The sequence below is a fragment of the Mesorhizobium sp. WSM1386 genome (assembly GCF_055901595.1).
In genome coordinates this window covers 2,385,563-2,410,457 of the sequence record NZ_CM148373.1, presented here as the reverse complement: position 1 = coordinate 2,410,457, position 24,895 = coordinate 2,385,563, and the positions used below count along the sequence as shown (strand labels likewise).

The window sequence follows — 24,895 nt, the reverse complement described above, 5'->3', positions numbered from 1 at the left end:
ATGGCCTTTCTTGCCGACACCCTTTCCCGCGTGAAGCCTTCCGCCACCATCGCAGTGACGCAGAAAGCCCGCGAGCTGAAAAATGCCGGCCGTGACATCATCGGCCTCGGCGCCGGCGAACCGGATTTCGACACGCCCGACAACATCAAGAATGCGGCGATCGAGGCGATCCGGCGTGGCGAGACCAAATATCCGCCGGTTTCGGGCATCGTGCCGCTGCGCGAGGCGATCGCGAAAAAGTTCAAGCGCGAGAACAATCTCGACTACAAGCCCGAGCAGACCATCGTCGGCACCGGCGGCAAGCAGATCCTGTTCAACGCGTTCATGGCGACGCTGAACCCCGGCGACGAAGTCATCATCCCGCGCCCCTACTGGGTCAGCTACCCGGAAATGGTGGCGATCTGCGGCGGCACGTCGGTGTTTGCCGACACCTCGATCGAAAACGGCTTCAAGCTGACCCCGCAGGTGCTGGACAAAGCGATCACGCCGAAGACCAAGTGGCTGCTGATGAACTCGCCGTCGAACCCGTCGGGCGCGGCCTATACCGAAGCTGAACTGCGCGCGCTGGCCGACGTGCTGCTCGAGCATCCGCATGTCTGGACGCTGACCGACGACATGTACGAGCACCTGACCTATGGCGACTTCGTCTTCAAGACCCTCGCCGAGGTCGAGCCGAAGCTCTATGAGCGCACGCTGACCATGAACGGCGTATCGAAAGCCTATGCCATGACCGGTTGGCGCATCGGCTACGCGGCCGGCCCGGTCCAGCTGATCAAGGCTATGGACATGATCCAGGGCCAGCAGACATCGGGCGCCTGCACCATCGCGCAGTGGGCCTCGGTCGAAGCGCTCAACGGCCCGCAGGACTTCATCGCCAAGAACAAGGCGATCTTCCAGGGCAGGCGCGACCTCGTCGTCTCGATGCTCAACCAGGCACGCGGCATTTCTTGCCCGTCGCCGGAAGGCGCTTTCTACGTCTATCCGTCCTGCGCCCAGTTGATCGGCAAGAAGACCAAGGCGGGCAAGGTGATCGACACCGACGAAGCCTTCTGCTCGGAACTGCTCGAGGCCGAGGGTGTGGCGGTGGTGTTCGGCTCGGCCTTCGGCCTCGGCCCGAACTTCCGCATTTCCTACGCCACCTCGGATGCCCTTCTGGAGGAAGCCTGCACGCGCATCCAGCGCTTCACGGCATCGCTGACCTGATCGGACGCATCATCGCGGCCAACGGAAACCCGGCTCCACGCCGGGTTTTTTGTGAGCCCGGCTCGGCCTCAGCCGCCATACTGCTCGTTGGTCACCGCTTCCAGCCAGTCGGCGTGGACGCCATCGAGCGCTTCCTGCATGGCGATATGCGTCATTGCCGATTTCGGCGCCGCGCCATGCCAGTGCTTCTCGCCGGGCGCGAACGAGATGACGTCGCCTGCCCTGAACTCCTGGACCGGCCCGCCCCAAGTCTGGGCAAGGCCGGCACCCGAGGTGACGTAGAGCGTCTGGCCGAGCGGATGTGTGTGCCAGTATGTGCGAGCCCCCGGCTCGAAACTGACCAGTGTCGCCCTCAGCCGCGCCGGTTCCTCCTTCTCGATGATCGGCGTCTGCAGAACGCGGCCGGTGAAGTATTTTTCCGGTGCGATGATGGTGGGCACGCTGCCGCAAGCAATGATTTTCATCGTCTAATCCCAAGACCGGTCAGGACCGGTGGTGAAGCGACCGACGGCAAACGCCGTATCTCATTCGAGGCGGGTGCATTCTCGGCTGATATCTTCCGAGGCGCAACAGGCCGTTTGCCGCGCCGCCGCAAGATCCGGTTCTCTCTCCTTAACCATGACCGTTTCCCGCATCGCACCGCGGGACGAAAAGACGGTGAATTCAATGTCTTCTTAACGGCTGCCCTCTAGCCCTGAGCCTGCATTTCAGGGGGCGGTGAGATGAGCATACTGGCTACGATCAAGGACCAAAGCGGCCGCATCTACCGCGGCATCCAGTCATTGCTTTTGATCAGCATCGGCGCCGCGTTGCTTGGCACCGTCGAGATGTCGGAAAACCTCCCCTCCAGCGGCGCTTTCGTGGTCTCGATCCTCGCCACCGGGCTGGCCTTGATGGCGCTGATGTACATGCGCAGCAGCGTCGTTCATAGCCTGAGATCCGCAGCCGCCGCCGAGGCGGAAAAGCATCATTTCCTGACCAGGGACGCGATGACCGGGGCAATGACCCGCCGCTATTTCCTCGAAGCGCTGGGTAACAGCCTGGGCACCATGCGCGACCGGCGCGATGCGGCCTTGCTGCTGATCGACCTCGACCATTTCAAGCAGCTCAACGACACGTTCGGGCATCAGTTCGGCGACCGCACCCTGGCGCATCTGGTGAAGACGGCCGAGCGCATTTTCGCCGGCTGCATGGTCGGTCGGCTCGGCGGCGATGAATTCGGTGTCATCATTCCGCATGGCGATCTCGCCGCCATCAACAAGCATGCCAGGCAATTGCTGGATGCCATGCGGGCCGGCAAGTCACACGAAGGCAAGACCATTCCGCTCTCCATTTCGGTCGGCGTGGCGCTGGCGCCCGCCCATGCCTCGAACACGACGGAATTGATGCTGGTTGCCGACCTCGCGCTCTACGAAAGCAAGGCGGCGGGCCGTGGCCGCGTCACCGTGTTCGACGAGGAGATGCTGTCCGACAAGCGCTACCGGCGTCTGGTCGAAAGGGAACTGCGCGCGGCTGTCTATCTCGGCGAGCTCGAACTGCATTATCAGCCGATCGTCAATCCGGATGGCTCCACCCATGCGTTCGAGGGGCTGATCCGCTGGCGCCATCCGGTTCGCGGCCTGATCCCGCCGGTCGAGTTCATCGCTATCGCCGAGCGCTCGACCCTGATCGACATGCTCGGCGAATGGGTGTTCAAGCGCGCTTGCGCCGACATCGGCCATTTCGCCGGCCGCCGCATCTCGATCAACGTCTCCGGCGAGCAACTCAACCGCGACGAGATCGTCACCATGTGCGACCGCGTGCTGAAGGAAACCGGCCGCTCGGCGGCGCAATTCATTATCGAGATCACCGAAACCGTGGCTACCGCCGCCACGCCGGAAGTCCTGCGGCGTCTCGAAGCGTTGCGCGGCCTCGGCTTCCACATCGCGCTCGACGATTTCGGCACCGGCCATTGCGGCTTCAACTATCTGAAGACGTTGCCGATCGACACCATCAAGATCGATCGCTCCTATATCCGCAGCCTTGCCCATGACCAGGTGGCGCAGATCTTCGTTTCGGCGCTGGCGCAGATTGCGCGCATCCAGGACGTCACCATCGTGGCCGAGGGCGTCGAGACGCAGGAAGAGTTCGCACTGGCCAGGGCGGCCGGCTGCAACCGCTTCCAGGGTTATTTCTTCGGCAGGCCGGCGCCACGCGACAAGGCTCTACCGTCACGCCTGGCAAATATCGAGCCGCTGGCGCTGAGCGCCTGACGCAGCGGCGGATTCCTATTTTTCTTGCCCTGCCGGCAAACAAGTGGGACGATGCTTTCGGGCAGGTGGTGAAACCAAAAGAACCCCGCCCGCGACGGTCGAACAGGCCGGCCGCCGCTCAGGACCGATTGACCACGCCTGAACCATGCATGCCAGTCGGTCCTACGGGAAACGCCTGAGTGGAGGTCAGTCATGGGTACTCGCGCCGGAGGACGACGCACGGGACCGAAATGCATTGCCATAGTCGGTCCCTTCGCAAGCGGTAAGACGACACTTCTCGAAGCCATATTGGCCCGTACGGGCGCCATTCCCCGACAAAATCCCGTTTCTTCCGGCAACACCGTTTCCGACCATTCGCCGGAGGCGCGTGCCCACGCCATGAGCGTCGAGGCGACGATCGCCACCACCGAATTCATGGGCGAACAGATCACCTTCGTCGACTGCCCCGGCTCGATCGAATTCTCCTTCGAGGCCGAACCGGTGCTGGCCGCCTGCGACCTCGCCGTGGTCGTGGCCGAGGCCGATGAAAAGAAGATACCCGCCCTGCAATTGATCATGCGCAAGCTCGACGATCTCGGCGTGCCGCGCCTCCTGTTCCTCAACAAGGTCGACAAGGCGATATCGGGCGTGCGCGACACGCTGAAGATGTTGCAGCCGGCCAGCTCGGTACCGCTCCTGCTGCGCCAGATCCCGCTGCGCAAGGACGGCGTCGTCATCGGCTCGATCGACCTGGCGCTGGAGCGCGCCTATATCTACCGCGAATATGCCGAGAGCGAGGTGGCCGAGATACCGGGCGACGACAAGGCGCGCGAATTGGAAGCGCGCTTCTCCATGCTGGAGACGCTCGCCGACCATGACGACCAGTTGATGGAACAGCTGCTCGAGGAGATCGAGCCGCCGAAGGATGCGATCTTCGACGACCTGTCGGCCGATCTGCGCGACGGCGCGGTGACGCCGGTGCTGATCGGCACCGCCGAGAAGGGCAATGGCGTGCTGCGCCTGCTGAAGACGATCCGCCACGATGCGCCCGACATCGAGGCGACCCGCAAGCGGCTCGGCGCACCGGATGGCAACGCCATCGTGGCCCAGGTGATGAAGACCATTCACACGCCGCACGGCGGCAAGCTGTCGGTGTCGCGCATCCTGTCAGGCCAGGTTGCCGACGGCTCCGAACTCTGGCTGCCCGGCGGCGGCACCGCCAAGGTCTCCGGTATCTACCGGATGCTCGGCAAGGACCAATTCAAGCTCACCGCCGCCAGGGCCGGCGACACGGTCGCGCTCGGCAAGCTGGACGAGGTCAAGACCGGCCAGACGCTGACCTCGGCCAAGGGCGGCATCAAACAGCTGTTCGATGTCGAACCGCCGCAACCAGTCTTCGCCTTCGCGCTGCGCCCCAAGGAGCGCAAGGACGAGGTGAAGATGTCGGCGGCCATCCAGCGCCTGGCCGAGGAGGATCCCTCGCTCAACCTGCGCCACAACCAGGACTCGGCCGAGACCGTACTGTCGGGCCATGGCGAGATGCATCTGCGCGTCGTGCGCGAGCGGCTCGAGGGCAAGAACCAGATTCCGGTGGAAGGCCACGCGCCGGCGGTGCCCTATCGCGAGACCATCCGCAAATCGGTGCAGCAGCGCGGCCGCCACAAGAAGCAGTCGGGCGGCCACGGCCAGTTCGGCGATGTGGTGATCGAGATCAAGCCGCTGCCGCGCGGCTCGGGCTTCCAGTTCACCGACACCATCACCGGCGGCGTGGTGCCGAAGACCTACATCCAATCGGTGGAGACCGGTGTACGCGACTACCTGAAGTCCGGCCCGCTCGGCTTCCCCGTGGTCGATGTCGCCGTCAACCTCTCGGACGGCTCCTACCATGCGGTCGATTCCTCCGACATGGCCTTCCAGATGGCGGCGAAGCTGGCGATGAAGGAAGGCATGGCCGCCTGCTCGCCGGTGCTTCTGGAACCGGTGATGAAAGTCGAGATCGTCACGCCGTCCGACGCGACATCGAAGATCATCGCGCTAATCCCGCAACGCCGCGGCCAGATCCTCGGTTATGACGCGCGGCCCGACTGGCCGGGATGGGATGTCGTCGAGGCGACCATGCCGCAGGCCGAGATCGGCGACCTGATCATCGAGTTGCGCTCGGCAACCGCGGGCGTTGCCAGCTATCGCGCCGTCTTCGACCACATGGCCGACCTCACCGGCCGCCTCGCGGACGAGGCGATGAATGCCAACGGCAAGGCCGCGTGATTTCCATCCTAATATAACGCCCCCTCGAAATTCGAGGGGGCAGAAATAAAAACGACGCCCGGGAGCCGGACGCCGTTTTGTTTTGCGGACCGTTTTCTTGGGAGGAGAAACGGCAGGTCCGCCGCATATGCAGTCGCCGAGCTTCGGCAAAAAGGTTCGGACGCGGTAGCCGCCTGAGCCCGGGTCGTTCGAGTGATGCCCCCATCTCCCGTCCGAACCACACCGCGTCCTATGATCTACATAGCAGATGGAGGATGCCCTTGTCATGTTACCAGAGGTTACATGACACTGTTACGCGGCAATTCAGGTGAAATTCTCAGCCGCCCTGGGGGGCATGCGGGCAACAAAAAAGCCGGATCAATGAAGATCCGGCTGAGTTTGATGGAAGTGCCTGTTAAGGCTAACCTCCAGAGGGGAACACTCGAGGGCGCTAATGGGAGGAGAACGCGCCCAGGAGATGATCTATATATGTGCTCATCATGCCCAAGAAACAAGCATCTATTTTGCAACACACGCATGCAAAAAGACGCAGGCTGTGGTCTAACCCGCTCCCGACGCCAATAGGACCAGTGGAATCGTCGAATTGCAGCGCGCGATCGGGCCATTGTCACACCGGAATCGCGAAGAGCGATCGGTTTTCGCCGCGAAATGCCAAAACCGCGCAATGACGTGGAAGTGAGCAGCAGGCGTTCATTTCTAAGGCAATCGGAAGGAGCCAGCCAATGCGTACGTTCACGGCGATTGCCGGCAGCGCTATTTTCCTGATTGCGGCACCTGGCGTGGTCGCCGGTCTGATTCCGTGGCTGCTCAGCGATCGCTGGGGCCTGCCTTGGTCGGCGATGCCGGGCTTTGTGCTTGCCGGCTGGTCCTGATCCTCGCCGCCGCCGCCGTGCTGCTGCATGCCTTCGGGCGCTTTGCGCTGGAGGGGCTGGGGACACCAGCACCGGTCGCGCCGACCGAGAAGCTGGTGATCGGCGGCATCTACCGCCATGTCCGCAACCCGATGTATGTCGCGGTGCTGTCGATCATCCTCGGCCAGGCGCTGCTGTTCTCGAGCTGGACGCTTGTCGCCTATGCCGCCGTCGGCGCGCTCGCCATGGGAGCCTTCGTCAGGCTCTACGAGGAGCCGACGCTCAGCCGTCGTTATGGCGCAGAATACGAGACCTACCGCCGCAACGTGCCCGGCTGGCTGCCGCGCCTGACGCCCTGGCGGGGATCCCGGCCATAAGCGAGCGCGGACATGCCCGAGTGTGAGGAAATCGCTCCGGTGGGCCCGCACCACTGGCGGGGCGATGCGGGCCCGGCCAAGGCTTGGTAGCCTCGACCGGCAGCGAGGGGTCGCCGCCGTAACTGAAACCAGCGGTGAAATATCAGGTTCCGCTAATGTTAAAAAAGCCGCCACCGGCAGCCTGTTTCACAGCACCATTTGCTGACCGGCGTCAGCGACATGGCTCTCAGAACGACCAGCTGCGGGCCTTGGCGATGATGAAATCCCGGAACACATGCAGCTTGGCCTGGTTCTTCATCGCGTCGGGATAGGCGAAATAGGTGTCGAAGGACGGCACCTCGGTCTCCGGCAGCAATTGCACCAGGCCCGAATCCTTGGAGATCACATAGTCCGGCAGCATGGCGATGCCAGCACCGCCCTGCACGGCCCGCTTGATCGACAGGATGTCGTTGATCTGCAGCGAAGGTACACGCTGGCCGCCCTCGAAATCGCCCACCGTCTCCAGCCAGTTCAGCTCCGACAGATGCGAAGGCACCGGCAGGCCGAAGGTGACGATGCGATGGGTCCTGAGCTCCGCGACCGAGGCCGGCTTGCCATGCTTGGCGACATAGGAAGGCGCGGCGTAGAGGTGGAAATGCACGGTGAACAGGCGGCGCTGGATCAGATCCGGCTGCTGCGGCTGGCGCAGCCGGATGGCGCAATCGGCCTGGCGCATGGTGAGGTCGAGCTCCTCGTTGGCGAGGATCAGCTGCAGGCTGATTTCGGGATAGAGCTCGATGAATTCCTGCACCCGCTCGGTCAGCCAGCCGGCGCCGAGGCCAACGGTCGTCGTCACCCTGAGCACGCCGGAGGGTCGGTCCTTGGTCTCGGTCAGCCGCGACTTGATGGTCTCGAGCTTCATCAGCACGTCATGCGCCGTGCGGAACAGCATTTCGCCTTGCTCGGTCAGCACCAGGCCGCGTGCATGGCGGTTGAACAGCGGCACGCCGACATCATGCTCGAGCGCGCTGACCTGCCGCGAGATCGCCGATTGCGACAGATGCAATGTCTCGGCCGCGTGCGTAAACGACCCCGCTTCCGCCGCTGCGTGAAACACGCGTAGCTTGTCCCAGTCCAACGCCATGATACCCCTCGTTCTGTTTGGCGTCTGAATGAAAAATCAGGCTTTTGCACGGCGTTTCCAAGCCGCATTTTTAACAGTTTTACAGCGACCCCTATTCCGCTGCTTCGCGATGCACCTCGATACCGGCCAGATACTTTTCCGCCTCGAGCGCCGCCATGCAACCGAGGCCCGCCGCCGTCACCGCCTGGCGATAGACATCGTCGGTCACGTCGCCGGCCGCGAACACGCCGGGCACGTCGGTGCGAGTCGAATCCGGCGCGGTCCACAGATAACCGTTCGGCTTCTGCTTCAGCTTGCCGGCGAACAGTTCGACCGCCGGTGCGTGGCCGATCGCCACGAACACGCCGTCGACCTTGAGGTGCGTTTCGGCACCGGTCACCGCATGCTTGAGCTTCAGCCCTTCGACCGACGGCGGCAGCGGCGTCTTGCCCGGGCGGCCGGTGATCTCGTCGACGATCGTGTCCCAGATGACGCGGACATTGTCCTTCTTCAGCAGCCGCTCGCGCAGGATGCGTTCGGCGCGGAAGTCGCTGCGCCTGTGGATGACCGTCACGCTCTTGGCGAGGTTCGACAGATAGAGCGCCTCCTCCACCGCCGAATTGCCGCCGCCGACCACGGCGACATCCTTGCCGCGATAGAAGAAGCCGTCGCAGGTGGCGCAGGCCGAGACGCCGAAGCCCATGAAATCCTGCTCGCTCGGAATGCCCAGCCACTTGGCTTGCGCACCGGTGGCGATGATCAGCGCGTCGGCCGTGTAGGTCGTGCCGGAATCGCCCTTGGCGCGGAACGGCCGCACGTTGAGGTCGACCTCGGTGATGATGTCGTTGATGATGTCGGTGCCGACATGCTCGGCCTGCTTGAGCATCTGCTCCATCAGCCATGGCCCCTGGATGGGATCGGCGAAGCCGGGATAGTTCTCGACATCGGTGGTGATCATCAGCTGGCCGCCCTGCTGCAGGCCGGCGACAAGCATCGGCTTCAGCATGGCGCGTGCGGCATAGACCGCCGCCGTATAGCCGGCCGGGCCGGAACCGATGATGAGAACGGGCGCATGCTTGGTGGTCATTTGAAGCCTCTGCGGGGCAGACAATGGAGGTGTTGCCTTGGAAAAAGACGTGGAATGTTGCGCTTAATGTAAGGGTTGCCAACCACGCCAGCAAGGCGAACGGGCCGTCGTCCCCGGAAAGCTTCGGCCCATGTGGATATTCGCACGATGACCGCTTTTCGTTGCCGTTCCAAAATCGCGTTGATGAGGGCTGGCGTCGACACAAAAGTCGTTTAATTACAAAATCGCGAAAGATTCTTGCGCCACTCTGATCATCGAGACCTCCAATGCCGCTCAAGGCCGACCTCGACGCCATCGACTGGAAGATCCTGCGCGAATTGCAGGGCGACGGCCGCATGACCAACGTCGAACTGTCGAACCGGGTCGGCATTTCGGCGCCGCCCTGCCTGCGCCGGGTCAAGCGGCTGGAGGAAGCCGGCATCATCCGAGGCTACCGCGCTCTGCTCAACGCCCCGGCGCTCGGCCTCGACGTGGTCGCCTTCTGCCTGGTCGGGCTGCATCACCAGGCCGATGCCGAACTGCGCATCTTTGCCGAGCGCACGCGCGGCTGGCCGATCGTGCGCGACGCCTGGATGGTCTCGGGCGAATCCGACTTCCTGCTGCATTGCGTGGCAAGCGACCTCGGCGCCTTCCAGACTTTCGTCATCGAGGATCTGACCTCGACGCCGAATGTCGACACGGTGCGCACCGCCCTCACCATCCGCCGGGTCAAGGATGAGGGCTTGGTCTCGTTCGAGCGCCCCTGAGGCCGGGCGAAGGCCTGTCCGCCGGCAAATTCCTTGCCTTCGCCACACCGGCGCCCCGTTGGTATCAGACAGACGCTGATGTACAAGGCTGGACGGCCTGCCGGAACAGATTGCGTAGGCAACGTGAATTCCGGGGACGGCCCGCCATGGGAAGGGGACCATGACTCGATTTGCAAGCCCGGTCTCGGCGCTTATCATCTGCGTGAACGAGGCCGATATGATCGGCCCGTGCCTGGAAAGCATCGACTTCTGCGCCGAGATCATCGTCGTCGATTCCGGTTCGACCGATGGCACCGTCGAATGCGTGGAAGGCTATATCGCCAAAGGTTACCCGATAACGCTGTTGCACAACGACTGGCCGGGCTTTCCCCGTCAGCGGCAATTCGCGCTCGACCATGCCAACCAGCCTTGGTGTCTTTCGATCGACCCGGACGAACGCGTCGACGACCGGCTGCGGCAGTCGATCGTGGCCGCCACGCAGGCTGCCGACGCCAAGATCGGCGGCTGGTACATCCGCCGCCGCGATTGGCTGAAGGGCTACGGCTATGCGCATCGCTGGGTGCTGCACAACAGGCTGCTGCGGCTCTTCCGGCGCGAGGGCGCCACCATGGACCTCACCGCGCGCGTGCATGAATCCTTCCGTGTGCCCGGCGAAACCGGCACCATCGAAAACGGCGTGCTGCTGCATCGCCGCGAGATCTCGGTCGAGGAAGATCTTGCCCGGGCCAACAGCTACTCCGGCCTCAAGGCCAAGACGCTGGTCGAGAAGGGCAAGAAGCCCGGCCTGGTGCGGCTGGTGCTGTCGCCGTTCGGCAACTTCCTGAAATTCTATCTCGCCAAGCGCTACTTCCTGTGCGGCCGGCACGGCTTCGTCTACTCGATGTCGGTGATGATCTATTCCTTCGCCACCGAGGCCAAGCTCTACGAAGCCTCGGAGCGCAACGACCAGGCATGAGCGGTCAGGCCTGGATCAGGACCCGTTGTCCCGGCCGAGCGTTTCAATGGCAGCGAGCAGACCGCCAAGGTCATCGGCGTCATGCAAGCGCCTGATGGCGAAGCCGGGCAAAGCCGCCGCCTCGCCGTCCACCAGCCATCCCTGCGCCAGGCCGGCGCGCCGTCCGGCCTGCATGTCGCCCAGTCTGTCGCCGACGATCAGGGAGCGCTGGAGATCGAGATCGAGGCGTTTGCCCGCCTCGACCAGCATGCCCGGATTGGGCTTGCGCATCGGATGGTCCGACACGGCGAGCGGCCCGACGCCGGCCTCGTGATAGGCGCAGGCAAGCACCATGTCGACGAACACGCCCCGCTCGCGCAACAGGTCGAGCACACGGCCGTTCACCGCCGCAAAGACGTTCCAGTCGAAATAGCCGCGCGCGATGCCGGACTGGTTGGTGACCACGACGACCGGGGTCCCGTTGCGGTTGGCGGCCGCGATCGCCGGCACGATATCGTCGCGCAGCACGATCTCCGCCGGATCGCTGGGGTAATCGGTATCGACGTTGATGGTGCCGTCGCGGTCGAGGAACAGCGCCGGCGGGTGTCCCGGGAAAACCCGGTCGCCGATCCGCTCGACCCACAGGCCCGGTTCGGTCAGCGGGTACGCTACCGCTTCAGCCATTGTGCAGGCGTGCTTCCACCACCTCGCACAGATGGTGGTAGAGGCACAGGTGTCCCTGCTGGATGATCGGCGTCGAGGTCGAGGGCACGTTGAGCAGGATGTCGCACAGCGGCTTCAACTTGCCGCCGGTGTCGCCGGTCAGGCCGATCACCGTCATGTCCATCATCCGCGCCTGTTCTGCGGCGGCGAGGATGCTCGGCGAATTGCCGCTGGTCGAGATCGCCAGCAGCACGCCGCCGGCCGCGCCATGCGCCTCGACCTGGCGCGAAAACACTGTGTCGAAACCGTAGTCGTTGCCCCAGGCGGTCAGCACCGCGGCGTTGGCCGGCAACGCGATGACATTGTAGGCCTTGCGCTCCTTGAGGAAACGGCCGACCAATTCGCCGGCGATGTGGATGGCATCGCTGGCCGAGCCGCCATTGCCGGCGATCAGGAAGGCCTTGCCTGCTGAAAGCGCGGTCACCACGGCGCTCGCCGCGCGCTCCATCTCGCCGGTCAGGTCGCGCTCGACCATCGCCGTGATCGCGGCCGCCGAGCGGACCAGGTAATCGTTCAGTTCAGACATGGAACCCTCAGTTCGTGGTGGCGCCCGCACGCAACTTGCCGATCGTGCCGGTGGTGCTCTTGCCGGCGACGAGATCGACCAGCACCACGCGTCCGCCGGCCTTTTGCACCACATCGGCGCCGACCACGGTGTCGATCGTATAATCCGCGCCCTTGACCAGGATGTCGGGCAGAAGCGCCTCGATCAGCGCCAGCGGCGTGTCCTCCTCGAAGACCACGACGGCATCGACCGAGGCAAGGGCCGCGAGCACGCAGGCGCGGTCATGCTGATCGTTGACCGGGCGCCCCGGTCCTTTCAGCCGCCGCACCGAGGCATCGCTGTTGAGGCCGAGCACCAACCGATCGCACTGGCTGCGCGCCGCGTGCAGCAGGCTGACATGGCCGGCATGCAGGATGTCGAAGCAGCCATTGGTGAAGCCGACGCTCAGTCCCTCCGCCTTCCAGGCCGCGACCATGCGCGACGCCGATGCGGCATCGAGGATAGCGTCCTTGTGGGCGGTCGGTCCATGCGAGCGGAACAGCGCGCCGGTCAGTTCCTCGACCGTCAGCCGCGCGGTACCGCGCTTGCCCACCACGACGCCGCCGGCGGCATTGGCGATCGAGGCCGCCGCGACGGGATCGGCACCGGCGGCCAGCGCCAGCGCGAAGGTCGCGATCACGGTATCGCCGGCGCCCGAGACGTCGAACACTTCGCGCGCCTGGGTGGCGATGTGGCGCGCCTCGTCGGGGCCGACCACGCTCATGCCCTTTTCGCTGCGGGTGGCGACGACGAAGTCGAAGCCATGCGCGGAAATCAGTTCACGTGCGGCCGCGACGATCTCGTCATCGGCGAACACCGCATGGCCGACGGCCTCGCCAAGCTCCTTGCGGTTGGGGGTGATGGCGGTCGCGCCGGCATAGCGGGCATAGTCGCGGCCCTTCGGGTCGACCAGCACCGGCTTTCCCGCCTCACGGCAGATGGCGATCAGTTCTCCGGCGACGCCGTCGAGCAGAATGCCCTTGCCGTAGTCGGACAAGATAACGATATCGGCCTGCTTGAGTGCATCCCGGAAATGACCGACCAGACCAGCCCGCTCGTCGTCGTCGAGCGGCTTGATCTCTTCCTCGTCGAAACGCAGCACCTGCTGGTTGAGTGCGCTGAAGCGGCTCTTCGACGAGGTCATGCGGCCGCGCTGCTGCGAAAGCCCCATTGTTTCGGCGCCAAGCTCGCCGAGCATCCGCACCAGGCTGTCGCCGGCCGCATCGGTGCCGATCACCGAAACCGGGATGGCGCGCGCGCCGAGCGAGACGATGTTGGCCACGACATTGCCGGCGCCGCCCATGGCCAAGGCCTCGCCGCGCCCATGCAGCACCGGGATCGGCGCCTCCGGCGAAATCCGCTCGATGACGCCGTTGACGAAGCGGTCGAGGATGAGGTCGCCGACCACCAGAACGGTCACGCCGCCGAAACGTGCGATCGCGCGGTGCAAGAGTTCGGGAGAAGAGGGTTCGGGAGAAAACGGATTGTGCTTGATCATGTCACTGGCAATGTGTGGGAAAGCCTGATCTCTGTCGTGCTGAAAATTGTCAATTTACGGGCCGGATCGTCATGGCGAAGCCGATATACCGCAAATCCATGCAGCGCAACGGCAGGACATGACCGGCACGGTCGGGGCGCTCAGCTCTTCTGCAAGGCAACGTGAACGCCAAGCCCGACCAGCACGGCCCCGCCTGCGCGCTGCATCAGCCGCTGAGCACGGCTTGAACGCCGCAGTCGGCCGATGACGAGACCGGCCAGGAAGACGCAGACGATGTCGGCCGAGGAGAACATCAGGTTGACGATGGTGCCGAGTACGACGAATTGCAGCCAGACCGGGAACGCCGCCGAGGCATCGATGAACTGCGGCAGGAAGGCCATGAAGAAGATCGCGGTCTTCGGGTTGAGCACCTCGACGGTGATGCTTTCGAAAAAGGCACGCCGCGCCGATTTCCGCTCGATGACGGGCAGCGTCGTGTCACCGTCCCCGCGCTTGCGGAACAGCGAAATGCCGAGCCAGATCAGATAGAGCGCGCCGACAAGCTTGACCGCCATGTAGAGCGGCGGCACCGCGTGGAACAGCACCGACAGGCCGGCGGCGGCGGCGAAGACATGCACATAGCCGCCGAGATGGATGCCGAGTGCCGCCGTCAGCCCAGACCAGCGCCCACGCGCCATCGTCTGGGCCGCGGCATAAAGCATGGCCGGACCAGGGATGTAGGCGAAGATCGCCGTGGTGGCGAAAAACGCAATGAGCAGTTCCGTCGACGGCATTCTCTTGTTCCTTCGTGATCCAGTCCGGCAGGCGAACCAACAGAAGCGGCGGCTTTGCGGCCCCACCGTGACGTCAACCCGCCTCGCCTGCCGTCGCCCTGCACCTGCTTTGTCGACAGCCCGGCTGGCCTCCCTTATAAGGACCGGAATCGCAAGCAACCAGAGGCCTTCATGATCATCGTCACGGGCGGCGCCGGCATGATCGGCTCCAACATCGTCGCCGCGCTCAATGCCGAGGGCCATGACGACATCCTTGTCGTCGACGACCTCACCGACGGCCACAAGATCTCCAACCTCGCCGATCTTGGCATTGCCGACTATCTCGACAAGGACGATTTCCTGCCCCGCATCGAGGCCGGCTCGCTCGGCCGTATCGAGGCCGTGTTCCACCAGGGCGCCTGCTCGACCACCACAGAGTGGAACGGCAAGTTCATGATGGAGGTGAATTTTGCTTATTCGAAGCGGCTGCTGCATGCCTGCCAGGCGCTACGCGTGCCCTTCCTCTATGCCTCCTCTGCGTCCGTTTATGGCGGCGGCGCCGAGTTCCGCGAAGAGCCGGCGCTCGAACGGCCGCTCAATGTCTACGCCTATTCCAAGAAACTCTTCGACGACTATGTCAGGCGCACCATCTTTGACAGTGACCACTCGCAGGTCGCGGGCCTGCGCTACTTCAACGTCTACGGGCCGCGCGAGGCGCACAAGGGCGCCATGGCCTCGGTCGCCTTCCATCTCTTCAACCAGGTCGAGCAAGGCCAGAACCCGAAACTCTTCGGCGCCTATGGCGGTTTCGGCCCTGGCGAACAGAGCCGCGACTTCATCCATGTCGGCGACGTCGCCGACGTCAATCTGTGGCTGTGGAAGCGCGGCGCGAGCGGCATCTTCAACTGCGGCACCGGCCGCGCCCAGCCGTTCCGCGCCATCGCCGAAACGGTGATCGATACACTGGGCGAAGGCGAGATCGAGTTCATCGAATTTCCCGACCATCTCAAGGGCAGCTACCAGAGCTTCACGCAAGCTGATATGTCCCGTTTGCGCGCGGCCGGTTACAATGGCCAGTTCCGGAGCGTCGAAACTGGCGTCAGAGACTATGTCGAATGGCTGAAAGCCCAACGATCCTCGTGATCGGCCCACGCTGGGTGGGCGATATGGTGATGGCGCAGTGCCTGTTCTCGGCGCTGAAGGAGCTGCACCCCAACGCCGCGATCGACGTGCTGGCGCCGGCCTGGGCCGCCCCGCTGGTCAAGCGCATGCCCGAAATCCGCCAGCAGATCGACTTTCCGCTGAAGCCCGGCGCGCTCGAATTCACCCATCGCCGCCGCTTCGGCCGCCTGCTGCGCGGCCGCTACGACATGGCCTATATCCTGCCGGGCAGCTGGAAATCGGCGCTGATTCCCTTCTTTGCCCGGATTCCACGCCGGTTCGGCAATCTCAGGGAAATGCGCTATGGCCTTTTGACCGACATCGTGCCGCTACCCGAGGCCGTGAAACGGCGCACCGCGCAGGCCTATTTCGGCCTCGCCCAAGGTGGCACCTTCCGCGCCCCTCACCTGACCGTCGACGCCAACAACCAGGCCGCCCTACTCGATCGTTTCGGGCTCGCGCCACAGCAATTCGTGGCCCTGATGCCCGGCGCCGAGTTCGGACCGGCAAAGCGCTGGCCGAGCGAAAGCTATGCCGGCCTGGCCCGCGACTTGATGGGCAAGGGTCTCAAGGTCGCCTTGTTCGGCTCGAAGAACGACCGCGACGTGACGGCGGAGATCGCAAGCCTCGCCCCCGGCGTCGTCGACCTCGCCGGCCAGACGCGGCTGGAAGACGCCATCGACCTGATCGCGGCGGCAAGGCTCGCGGTGTCCAACGACAGCGGGCTGATGCATGTCGCGGCGGGGGTCGGCACGCCGATCGTCGCAGTCTATGGCTCGACCTCGCCGCAAAATACGCCGCCGCTGGCGGAGCGCCGCGAACTGGTCTGGCTCGGCCTGTCCTGCTCGCCTTGCCACCAGAAGATCTGCCCCCTCGGCCACCTCAACTGCCTGAAGACGTTGGAAGTCGGGCAGGTCGCGGCAGCGGCGCAACGCCTGCTGGAAGTTCCGGCGGCGGCATGAAGGTGCTGATCGTCAAGACATCGTCGATGGGCGATGTCATTCACACCTTCCCGGCTGTCGAGGACGCCAGCCTCGCCAGGCCGGACGTATCCTTCGACTGGTGCGTCGAAGAGGCGTTCGCCGGCATCGTGGCGCTGCACCCGGCGATCGGCAGGATCCACACGGTCGCCATCCGGCGCTGGCGCAAGGCGCTGCTCGACGGCGCCACCTGGCGCGAGGCGGCCGCGCTGCGCCGCACCTTGCGCGAATGCCGCTACGACCTCGTCATCGATGCGCAGGGCTTGCTGAAGTCGGCACTGGTGGCACGGCAGGCGGGAGCACCGATTGCCGGCTTCGACCGGTCGAGCGCGCGCGAACCCTCGGCAACGCTGTTCTATGACGTCACTTACGGCGTGCCGCGCAACCTGCACGCGATAGAGCGGACGCGGCGGCTGTTCGGGCAGGCGCTCGGCTATCAGCCCGATCTGTCGACGCTCAACTCCGGCATCGTTCCACCGCCGGTCACTCCAGCCAGCATCGGCGCAAACATTGCCTTCCTGCTGCACGGTACCAGCCGTGAGGACAAGAAATGGCCCGTCGAAGACTGGATCGGGACGGCCCGCCTGCTCGTCGAACGGGGTATGGCGCCGGTCACCACCTGGTCGAACGAGCGTGAGAAAGCCGTGGCCGAAGCGATCGCCAGGGCGGTGCCCTCCACGGTCGTGGTACCGAAATCGCCGCTCGCCGACATCGCCGCCATCCTCGGCCGCTCGACGCTGGTCATCGGCGCCGACACCGGCCTGACCCATCTCGCCAGCGCCTTCGGCCTGCCGACGGTCGCGGTTTTTTTGGCCACCGAGCCGGGTTTGACAGGTCCTCGCGGGCCATGTGCGTCTACGCTATTGGCGCCGCCAGGTGGGCGTTTGACGCCGGCCGAGGTGGTGGCGGAGGCGGAGAGGCTACTGGCGCGTAGAGGCGCAGCTCTGGCTGGTAAGACTTGATTTTTTCAAATCAATTCAATTGGGAAGGTCAGCGCCGCCCCTCATTGCCCTGCCGGGCATTTCTCCCCGTAAACGGGGCGAAAGAAGCTGGCCGCAACGCTGGCGCCCATCTTGCAACTTGAAAAGGCGAAACCATCGATGAGGGCGTCCTTCTCCCCGTTCACGGGGAGAAGATGGCGGCAGCCAGATGAGGGGCGGCGCCAACGCCGGTTTGAAACGCGCCAACCCGCGCGATGCCGCGCCCAATCCCCTAGATGAACTGCACCTGGACGATCTCGTAACCCCTGGCACCGCCAGGCGCATTGACCTCGATGGCGTCGCCGACTTCCTTGCCGATCAGCGCGCGCGCGATCGGCGAGGAGATTGAGATGCGGCCGGACTTCACGTCGGCTTCCTGGTCGCCGACGATCTGATAAGTCTTCTTTTCCTCGGTGTCCTCGTCGACCAGCACGACGGTAGCGCCGAACTTGACCTTTTCGCCGCTGAGCTTGCTGACGTCGATCACCTCGGCCCGCGCGATATAATCCTCGAGCTCGTTGACGCGGCCCTCATTGAGGCTCTGTGCCTCTTTTGCGGCATGATATTCGGCATTTTCGGACAGGTCGCCATGCGAGCGCGCTTCGGAGATCGCCTCGATGATGCGCGGCCGCTCTTCCTGCTGGCGCCAACGCAGTTCTTCCTTCAATGACGCGAACCCCTCGCCTGTCATCGGGACCTTGTTCATCATGCCTCACCTTTCCTGCCGCCACCCCCGCGTTTCGGGGGAAGCCTTGTCGTTGGGTACAAAAAGAAAACGGTCCGGCAGCCTCGGGCTAACGGAACCGTCTCACCGCAATTTGCCCTAATATAGCAATGTCAGCGGGTTTTTCACGCCCAAAAAATGGGTTTTTCAAAAATCGTCGCGGCTTTCATCCAACCGAGGCGGCCGAGGCAATTCCAGGAACTGTGCTAACGAGACAGGGTGAACAAAAAAGCGGCCGCGATGGTTCGCAGCCGCTTCGAGGATAGCCTGGAGCGTGGTCAGCTCCGCATGAAATGGTCGATCTGCTCGGCCAGCATGCCGTATTCGCGCGAGCCCTTGCCGGTGCGTTTCTCGATCTCCGCCAGCTGCTGCTGAGCGCCGGCCAGGTCGCCGATCTGCAGATGTGCCTCGCCGAGATATTCGCGCACCAGCGTGTAGTTCGGGTCGATGCGCAGCGCTTCCTCGTAATAGCCGAGGCCGACGGTGACGCGTCCGGAATGGCGGTGCGAATAGCCGAGATAGTTGAGGATGCGCGGATCCTGTTTGTTGGCGGCAAGAGTGAGCACCGAGATCGCTTCGTCATAGCGCCCGGCCATAGCCAGCGCATGGCCCGCATCATAAATGCTGTCGTCGTCCAGCATGCCTTCCTGGGGGGCGACACACTTTTTCTTTTTCTTGTCCCAGACTTCGCCCTTCTTGCACTTGGTAACTGTCTGGTCGGTATTCGTGGTGTCGCTGCCGGCGGCGAACACCGGAACGGCCATGAACTGCAGGGCGAGAAGCGCGCCCGCCGCCTGGATCAGCACTCTTTTATGCATCGAAGCCTCCTGGAGGGGTGAGAATACAACACTAACGCCAAGCTCTCCGCGTTTCATCCCGGAAAAGCATGCGTGGAGAACATGAGGTGACGGATGCAGCAAATCCGCTATCATCCGGGCAAACGACCGACGGAGACGGCCCGTGCAGCGGCGGCTTGAAAAGGACTGGGACCTTACGATCGGCCCCGACACCGTGCGCCTGTTCATCCTCAAGGCCAAGGCGCTGAGCGCGGCCGTCAACGAGGATTATGCCGACGGCGCCGAGCACGAGATCGAGTTCGACGGCGGCACCCACGACAATCATCATCATGATGGCCTCGCCGAGGAAAGTTCGGAAAACCTGACCGAAGAGGAATTTCGCGAGCTGATCAACGACCTCAATGTCGACGAGGCGGCCGAACTGATCGCGCTGGCCTGGGTCGGCCGCGGCGACTATGACGCGGCGGAATGGTCCGATGCCGTGACGGCGGCGCGCGAACGCGCCAACAGGCGCACGGCGAAATACCTGCTCGGCATGCCGCTGCTCGCCGATTGGCTGGAGGAAGGCCTCGAAGCAATTGGCGCGTAACGGCGCGGTTACCGATTGTGATCGGGGGAAAGCGCCTTCCAGGCAACTTCGGCATGCCGGCGCCGTTTCGAAGCGATGGCAACGCTGAGCTTTTCCCTGTTTCGCAGACTGGCGTTGCCGTTGATGGCCGTCGCCTTGCTGGTGACCCCGGCCGACGCCAAGCATCGTCACAGGCATCACGGACGACCGGCACCACGGGTGGAACAGCCGCTGACACCGCGTGCCGACCAGCCGCTGGCACCCCGGGCAAGGCAGCGCCTGAAATCACGTGGCAAGCGGCACATCACCCCGGACCATATCACTCCGGAAAGGGCACCACAGAAGATGCAGGACCGGGAGACCTCGCCTGCCGATGTTCCGGTGCCTGAACCGCGTCCCGCGGACGCGCCGAAGACCGATGCCGCAACGAGGAAGGAACAAAAGGCGGACGTGCCAAAGGCCTCCGGAGCGGCGGATCGGTTCAATGAAGAAAAATCCTATCGGGAGAAGCAGGCGCACCCCGGACCGCCAGCCTCAGAGCCATCCGCCGATACGCAAAACGAGCCGGCGCCGCCGGCCGAGGTCCCGGTCCCGACACCAAGGCCCGACACCGCCGAACCAGGGGCTCAGCCGCCTGATGTCGCGCCGACGCCGCCTGAAAAACCAGCGGATGCCGGCGACGAGAAGATGCTCCCCGACCCGCGCTCTGCCGATCTGCCCGACGCGAAAATGCCGGCGGAGGAAGTCGCTTGCCGCGAGCGATTGAAGGCGCTCGGCGTCGAATTCGAGGAGCACAAAGCGGAAAGCAATCCCGAAATCGGCTGCTCGATCCCCTATCCCCTGATGCTGAAGAGCCTGGGCAAGTCGATTGCGATTGCCCCCGGCACCGAGCTCAACTGCCCGATGGCCGAGGCGGCCGCACGGTTTGCCGCGGACGTCGTCCAGCCGGCTGCGAAGGCCGAATTTGGCGCCGACTTGAAATCGATCAGCCAGGCGTCGGCCTTTGTCTGCCGTCCCCGCAACGGCACCAGGAAACTCTCGGAGCACGCTTTCGGCAATGCGATCGATATCGCCAGCTTCACCTTGTCGGACGGCAAGAAGATCGAGGTCGGGCCGGCGCCGCCGGAAAAGGATGCAAAATTCCTCGACACCGTGCGCAAGGCCGCCTGCGGTCCGTTCAAGACCGTGCTCGGACCCGGCGCCGATGCCGACCACGCCTTGCATTTCCATCTCGATCTCGAACCGCGCCGCCATGGCGGCACGTTCTGCCAGTAAACGCGGCTGTTGCAGGATCGCCGCCGCAATTCGGCCGCAGACATGAACGCGGTCGCTGAGTTTTCCTTTACCCTTGATCGTTAAAATGCCGGATATCCAGAAGTGGGATCCTGCAAATGGCCGGCAAATTTCGCGCCGTGTTTTTCGCCACCGCGCGCCGATCGAAACCCGTGATGCTGCTGGCCGCCGGCCTCACCCTCGCGGCCGTTTCGGCCTGCAACACCGGCAGTGTGCTGTCGCTGCAGCCGGCCGTCGATGTCGGCTCGCAGACAGCGGCCGTACCGCAATACATAGGCATGCAGACGCTTGTCCCGTCCAATCCCTACATGACGCAGGCCGCCTATCCGCGCATGGACGAGCCGATGTCGCCGGTCGAGCAAGTCCCGGCCAGCGAGATCGACTGCCGCCAGCAGCTGAAGCGCCTCGATGTCGCCTACACCGACCTTGCACCGATCCATGAAGGCCAGTGCGGCATCGATTACCCGGTCAAGGTCACGGCCATCGGCAACATTCAGATGAAACCCGCCGCGACCCTGACCTGCGACATGGCCGCCACCTTTGCCGCCTGGACGAAGAACGAACTCGTTCCTTCCGCGCGCTGGCGCTACTTCTCCGGCGTCAGGACCATCCACCAGGGCTCCAGCTATTCCTGCCGCAACATCGCCGGCGAAGGCGTGCTGTCCGAGCACGGCAAGGGCAACGCGCTCGACGTCATGAGCATCGAACTCAACAATGGCGACGACATCGACGTGCGAAAGCCCGGCCTGTTCGCCTTCCGCACCCGCGGCTTCCTCAACAATGTGCGCGCCGACGGCTGCCAGTATTTCACTACCGTGCTCGGCCCCGGCTACAATTACGACCACCGCAACCATTTCCATTTCGACATCAAGAACCGCAGGAACGGTTATCGCGCCTGCCGCTAATGCACGTCCTAGAAGTGACCTCGGTTTGGGGAACGACATGCATAGAAACAAAGACCTAAAGCGCGTCGCATGAATCCGTTTCAGCGGAACGCGCTTTAGGAAAAGGTCAAGCGTCACCGGTGGATGCGATAATTTGCCGTGCGACCAGCTCCTGGATGCGCCAGAGATTCCTGTCGCGAATACCGCTTTCCTCCAGCTTGCTGACAGTCCGGAACAGATACTGCGCCGACGAGCCCCAATGTCCGGCGGCTCGCGCCAGCGTGTCGGCAACCTGCTCCAACGGCAACCGTCCGGCATAGGCCTTGCCATCCGGCGCGGCGACGAAAGCCAGAGCGCGCAGCGGACCCTCCTTGGTCTTGACCTTGATCCAGCAAGGCAGGTTGGTTGGCGGATTGGCATCGATCTCGCGGCGCATAAGCTGGCCGAGTTGCCCGAAATGATCTTCCGCGGGCAGTCGATAGACAATGCCATTGCAGCTGCCGCCCCGATCGAGCGCCAACATCAGGGCCGGCAATTGGCGCGTTCCGCGCCAGCGGGTTAACTTCAGGCAGAACGAGCGGTGCCATCCAGGCGCTATCGCCGGGCGCTGCTCGACAGGAACGAATTCGGGATTCCAGATCAACGAACCATAGGCAAAGACCCACAGCGTTTCCGGTCGATATTCGGCAAGCAGTCGCTCGACCAACCCGTCGAACTCCGCATCGGTGTGCTCGGTTGTTCCAGGCTCAGGGCCGGGATCCGGTTCGATACGCTCGACCCTGACGACAAGATCGGCGGTCAACGCCATCGATCTCCGGCGCGTTGGCTTCCGCTTCATTCCAGCCCCCTGAAAAATGATGGCTGACGATAGACCGGCTGCTCATCTGTGGCCATTGATTTCCAAAAGACCGTCAGGCAACAGATACCCCCCACGGATCGAGCCTCCTTCATGAGCCAACGAAGCCTCCAGCGACGCATTGCGATCTGGGTAGCGGCCCTGCTGGCCGCCTGGCTGGCGCTCGCCTATGTCGCCGCACCGGAATTCTGGACATTTCGGGATCGCGGTTTTCGCAACCAGCGCTTCGAAATGGTGACGCACACGCCGCAAGGCATTCCCGGCGATCCGATCAATATCGGCCTTGTCGGTACTGAAAAAGAGGTCGTCCACGCCTTCGCCCTCGCCGGCTGGGACACCGCCGATGCCGTCACCCTGAGAACCGCCATCGACATCGGCGAAAGTGTCCTGTTTTCCCGCCCCTATCCCGATGCGCCGATGAGCCGGCTGCTGTTCGAAGGCCGCGCCCAGGATCTTGCCTTCGAAAAACCGGTCGGAGACAGCGCCGACCGGCGCCACCATGTCCGCTTCTGGCAGACGGATACGGTCGGCGACGATGGCCGTCCGCTTTGGCTGGGCTCCGCCAGCTTCGATCGCGGCGTGGGGTTCAGCCACGACACCGGCGCCATCACCCACCATATCGGCCCCGACATTGACGCCGAGCGCGATTTTCTCATCGGCGACCTGAGCGCCGCCGGCGAGTTGATCTCGACCAGCGAGCTGGCAGGCATCGGCGCCACCAAAACCGGCCGCAATGGCGGCGGCGACCCCTATTTCACCGACGGCAAGGCGCTCGTCGGCGTGCTGAAGCAACTGCCTTGAAACCATGCATACCTAGACCGGTCGGCCTGGGATCGGATTGAAAATCGCGGCGTGTCTTCGATGTCGCTGCGGGACCGCCGCCCAAGAGCCGTGACCGTCATCTTCCAAAAATCATGAAGGACTATTTTCGAGCGGCCCGCCGCAATGCTATTGAGCCCTCATGCTATACGTTGAAATTGCTATCGTGGTCGTCCTCATCTGCGTGAACGGCCTTTTGTCGATGTCCGAACTCGCCATCGTTTCATCCCGCCCCGCCCGGCTGAAGACGATGATCGACCGTGAGGTCAAAGGCGCCGGCCGCGCCCTGGCGCTCGGCTCCAATCCCGGCAAGTTCCTGTCCTCGGTGCAGATCGGCATCACCTTGGTCGGCGTGCTGTCGGGCGCGTTTTCCGGCGCCACGCTGGGCGAACGGCTGGCGCAGTTCCTGGCCTCGACCGGCATGAGGGAGAACGTCGCCGATCCGCTCGGCGTCGGCATCGTCGTTGCCATCATCACCTATTTCTCGCTGATCGTCGGCGAACTGGTGCCCAAGCAGATCGCATTGCGCGATCCCGAGCGGGTTGCCGCCAAGGTGGCGCCGGCGATGACCATTCTTGCCACCGTGTCGGCGCCGCTGGTCTTCCTGCTCGACATTTCCGGCCGCGCCATCTTGTGGCTGCTCGGCCAGCGTGGCGAAAGCGAGGAGAAGGTCACCGACGAGGAGATCAAGATGCTGGTCGCCGAGGCCGAGCACCACGGCACCATCGAATCCGACGAGCGGCGCATGATCGCTGGCGTCATGCGGCTTGGCGACCGCGCCGTGCGCGCGGTGATGACGCCGCGCACCGAGGTCGACTGGATCAATCTGCAATCCGATGAGGCAGCCATCCGCAAGCTGCTGGTCGAGACCCAGCATTCGCGCCTGCCGGCGGGCGACGGCGGCGTCGATGTCATGGTCGGCGTCGTCCAGACGCGTGACGTGCTCGCCGCGATCCTGGCCGGCCGCACGCTCGACCCGCGCAAGCATGTGCGCGCCGCGCCCATCGTCTACGATCAGGCCGATGCGCTTGACGTGCTGCAGAAGCTGAAGGAATCCGACGTGCCGATGGCGCTTGTGCATGACGAATACGGCCATTTCGAAGGCATCGTCACCCCTGCCGATATCCTGGAGGCGATCACCGGCGTGTTCCGCGCGGACCTCGATGCCGGCGACGAGGAAAACGCCGTCAAGCGCGAGGACGGCTCATGGCTGCTCGCCGGCTATATGCAGGCCGACGAGATGGCCGAGGTTCTCGGCATCGACCTGCCCGAAAACCGCGACTACGAGACCGTCGCCGGCTATGTCCTGTCGCACATGCACCATTTGCCGGCGACCGGCGAATGCGTCGATGCTCAGGGATGGCGCTTCGAAGTGGTCGATCTCGACGGCCGCCGCATCGACAAGCTGATCGCCACCCGCCTGCCCGGCGGCAACCGCGAAGCGGTGCGCTGACAGTTCGATGTCGGCTTTCGGCCTGGCGGGACATTGAAGACGGCCGGGCCGGTCGATTGCACTGTCC

23 protein-coding genes and 1 pseudogene are annotated in these 24,895 nt (G+C 64.0%); 14 read left to right on the top strand and 10 right to left on the bottom strand.

Annotated elements, in window-relative coordinates; genetic code table 11:
• Positions 1–1,203, top strand: a complete 1,203-nt coding sequence (locus tag AC0NIH_RS11830; protein WP_023767603.1) for a pyridoxal phosphate-dependent aminotransferase — start codon at positions 1–3, stop codon at positions 1,201–1,203.
• Between the two features lie 68 nt (positions 1,204–1,271).
• Here the strand turns inward: AC0NIH_RS11830 and AC0NIH_RS11825 are convergent, their stop codons facing one another.
• Complete coding sequence (locus AC0NIH_RS11825; protein WP_023779891.1) at positions 1,272–1,667, bottom strand: (R)-mandelonitrile lyase; 396 nt, start codon at positions 1,665–1,667, stop codon at positions 1,272–1,274.
• Positions 1,668–1,925: 258 nt separating this feature from the next.
• Between AC0NIH_RS11825 and AC0NIH_RS11820 the strand changes: the two genes are divergently transcribed.
• The 3 genes and pseudogenes from AC0NIH_RS11820 to AC0NIH_RS11810 all read left to right on the top strand — a co-directional run bounded on the left by AC0NIH_RS11820 (position 1,926) and on the right by AC0NIH_RS11810 (position 6,927).
• Entirely contained in the window at positions 1,926–3,455 is a 1,530-nt protein-coding gene (locus AC0NIH_RS11820; RefSeq protein WP_023767601.1) for a putative bifunctional diguanylate cyclase/phosphodiesterase, read from the top strand.
• A gap of 192 nt (positions 3,456–3,647) precedes the next feature.
• The gene (locus tag AC0NIH_RS11815; RefSeq protein ID WP_224690117.1) at positions 3,648–5,699 is read left to right on the top strand and encodes an elongation factor G; all 2,052 of its coding nucleotides are present in this window, start codon (positions 3,648–3,650) and stop codon (positions 5,697–5,699) included.
• Between the two features lie 722 nt (positions 5,700–6,421).
• A pseudogene (locus AC0NIH_RS11810) lies at positions 6,422–6,927 on the top strand (methyltransferase family protein).
• A 226-nt stretch (positions 6,928–7,153) separates the two neighbouring features.
• Here AC0NIH_RS11810 and AC0NIH_RS11805 read toward each other — a convergent pair.
• Positions 7,154–8,050 carry a LysR family transcriptional regulator gene (locus AC0NIH_RS11805; RefSeq protein ID WP_013893578.1) on the bottom strand — a complete coding sequence of 299 codons (897 nt, stop codon included), beginning with the start codon at positions 8,048–8,050 and terminating at the stop codon, positions 7,154–7,156.
• Between the two features lie 91 nt (positions 8,051–8,141).
• Positions 8,142–9,116, bottom strand: a complete 975-nt coding sequence (gene trxB, locus AC0NIH_RS11800) for a thioredoxin-disulfide reductase (RefSeq protein ID WP_023767598.1) — start codon at positions 9,114–9,116, stop codon at positions 8,142–8,144.
• A gap of 266 nt (positions 9,117–9,382) precedes the next feature.
• Between trxB and AC0NIH_RS11795 the strand changes: the two genes are divergently transcribed.
• Together AC0NIH_RS11795 and AC0NIH_RS11790 are read left to right on the top strand one after the other, a co-directional pair.
• Entirely contained in the window at positions 9,383–9,862 is a 480-nt protein-coding gene (locus AC0NIH_RS11795; RefSeq protein ID WP_023767597.1) for an Lrp/AsnC family transcriptional regulator, read from the top strand.
• 160 nt (positions 9,863–10,022) lie between these two features.
• Positions 10,023–10,817 (top strand): glycosyltransferase family 2 protein, encoded by a 795-nt coding sequence (locus tag AC0NIH_RS11790; RefSeq protein ID WP_473468680.1) that lies wholly within the window; start codon positions 10,023–10,025, stop codon positions 10,815–10,817.
• Positions 10,818–10,832: 15 nt separating this feature from the next.
• Here AC0NIH_RS11790 and gmhB read toward each other — a convergent pair whose 3' ends face one another.
• The 4 genes from gmhB to AC0NIH_RS11770 form a co-directional block, all read right to left on the bottom strand.
• Entirely contained in the window at positions 10,833–11,480 is a 648-nt protein-coding gene (gmhB, locus tag AC0NIH_RS11785) for a D-glycero-beta-D-manno-heptose 1,7-bisphosphate 7-phosphatase (protein WP_473468682.1), read from the bottom strand.
• Complete coding sequence (locus tag AC0NIH_RS11780) at positions 11,473–12,045, bottom strand: D-sedoheptulose-7-phosphate isomerase (RefSeq protein ID WP_013893573.1); 573 nt, start codon at positions 12,043–12,045, stop codon at positions 11,473–11,475. The genes gmhB and AC0NIH_RS11780 overlap by 8 nt, the downstream gene beginning before the upstream one ends.
• A gap of 7 nt (positions 12,046–12,052) precedes the next feature.
• Positions 12,053–13,561 carry a D-glycero-beta-D-manno-heptose-7-phosphate kinase gene (gene rfaE1 / locus AC0NIH_RS11775; RefSeq protein ID WP_473468684.1) on the bottom strand — a complete coding sequence of 503 codons (1,509 nt, stop codon included), beginning with the start codon at positions 13,559–13,561 and terminating at the stop codon, positions 12,053–12,055.
• A 140-nt stretch (positions 13,562–13,701) separates the two neighbouring features.
• Complete coding sequence (locus tag AC0NIH_RS11770) at positions 13,702–14,334, bottom strand: LysE family translocator (RefSeq protein ID WP_286437963.1); 633 nt, start codon at positions 14,332–14,334, stop codon at positions 13,702–13,704.
• 171 nt (positions 14,335–14,505) lie between these two features.
• Between AC0NIH_RS11770 and rfaD the strand changes: the two genes are divergently transcribed.
• The 3 genes from rfaD to waaC are packed head-to-tail and all read left to right on the top strand — an operon-like array spanning position 14,506 to position 17,416.
• The gene (rfaD, locus tag AC0NIH_RS11765) at positions 14,506–15,456 is read left to right on the top strand and encodes an ADP-glyceromanno-heptose 6-epimerase (protein ID WP_473468686.1); all 951 of its coding nucleotides are present in this window, start codon (positions 14,506–14,508) and stop codon (positions 15,454–15,456) included.
• Positions 15,429–16,436 (top strand): lipopolysaccharide heptosyltransferase II, encoded by a 1,008-nt coding sequence (gene waaF, locus AC0NIH_RS11760; RefSeq protein ID WP_473468688.1) that lies wholly within the window; start codon positions 15,429–15,431, stop codon positions 16,434–16,436. The genes rfaD and waaF overlap by 28 nt, the downstream gene beginning before the upstream one ends.
• A complete protein-coding gene (gene waaC / locus AC0NIH_RS11755) occupies positions 16,433–17,416 on the top strand; it encodes a lipopolysaccharide heptosyltransferase I (RefSeq protein WP_473468690.1) in 984 nt (327 codons plus the stop codon). Before waaF ends, waaC begins: the two co-directional genes overlap by 4 nt.
• Positions 17,417–17,666: 250 nt before the next feature.
• Here the strand turns inward: waaC and greA are convergent, their stop codons facing one another.
• Both greA and AC0NIH_RS11745 read right to left on the bottom strand, forming a co-directional pair.
• Positions 17,667–18,140, bottom strand: a complete 474-nt coding sequence (gene greA / locus AC0NIH_RS11750; protein ID WP_224690130.1) for a transcription elongation factor GreA — start codon at positions 18,138–18,140, stop codon at positions 17,667–17,669.
• Between the two features lie 296 nt (positions 18,141–18,436).
• Positions 18,437–18,976, bottom strand: a complete 540-nt coding sequence (locus tag AC0NIH_RS11745; protein ID WP_473468692.1) for a tetratricopeptide repeat protein — start codon at positions 18,974–18,976, stop codon at positions 18,437–18,439.
• 142 nt (positions 18,977–19,118) lie between these two features.
• On the opposite strand from AC0NIH_RS11745, the gene AC0NIH_RS11740 reads away from it, so the two are divergent.
• From AC0NIH_RS11740 to AC0NIH_RS11730, 3 genes are all read left to right on the top strand, one after another.
• Positions 19,119–19,544: a DUF3775 domain-containing protein gene (locus AC0NIH_RS11740; RefSeq protein WP_023779878.1), complete on the top strand. Its 426-nt coding sequence runs from the start codon at positions 19,119–19,121 to the stop codon at positions 19,542–19,544.
• Positions 19,545–19,742: 198 nt separating this feature from the next.
• Complete coding sequence (locus AC0NIH_RS11735) at positions 19,743–20,798, top strand: extensin-like domain-containing protein (RefSeq protein ID WP_473468723.1); 1,056 nt, start codon at positions 19,743–19,745, stop codon at positions 20,796–20,798.
• A 116-nt stretch (positions 20,799–20,914) separates the two neighbouring features.
• Positions 20,915–21,721, top strand: a complete 807-nt coding sequence (locus tag AC0NIH_RS11730) for an extensin-like domain-containing protein (RefSeq protein WP_473468694.1) — start codon at positions 20,915–20,917, stop codon at positions 21,719–21,721.
• Positions 21,722–21,827: 106 nt separating this feature from the next.
• Here the strand turns inward: AC0NIH_RS11730 and AC0NIH_RS11725 are convergent, their stop codons facing one another.
• The gene (locus AC0NIH_RS11725; RefSeq protein WP_473468696.1) at positions 21,828–22,538 is read right to left on the bottom strand and encodes a gamma-glutamylcyclotransferase; all 711 of its coding nucleotides are present in this window, start codon (positions 22,536–22,538) and stop codon (positions 21,828–21,830) included.
• A gap of 111 nt (positions 22,539–22,649) precedes the next feature.
• On the opposite strand from AC0NIH_RS11725, the gene AC0NIH_RS11720 reads away from it, so the two are divergent.
• Complete coding sequence (locus tag AC0NIH_RS11720) at positions 22,650–23,357, top strand: LssY C-terminal domain-containing protein (protein ID WP_473468698.1); 708 nt, start codon at positions 22,650–22,652, stop codon at positions 23,355–23,357.
• A gap of 160 nt (positions 23,358–23,517) precedes the next feature.
• Entirely contained in the window at positions 23,518–24,828 is a 1,311-nt protein-coding gene (locus tag AC0NIH_RS11715; protein ID WP_473468699.1) for a hemolysin family protein, read from the top strand.
• Positions 24,829–24,895 lie beyond the last annotated feature (67 nt).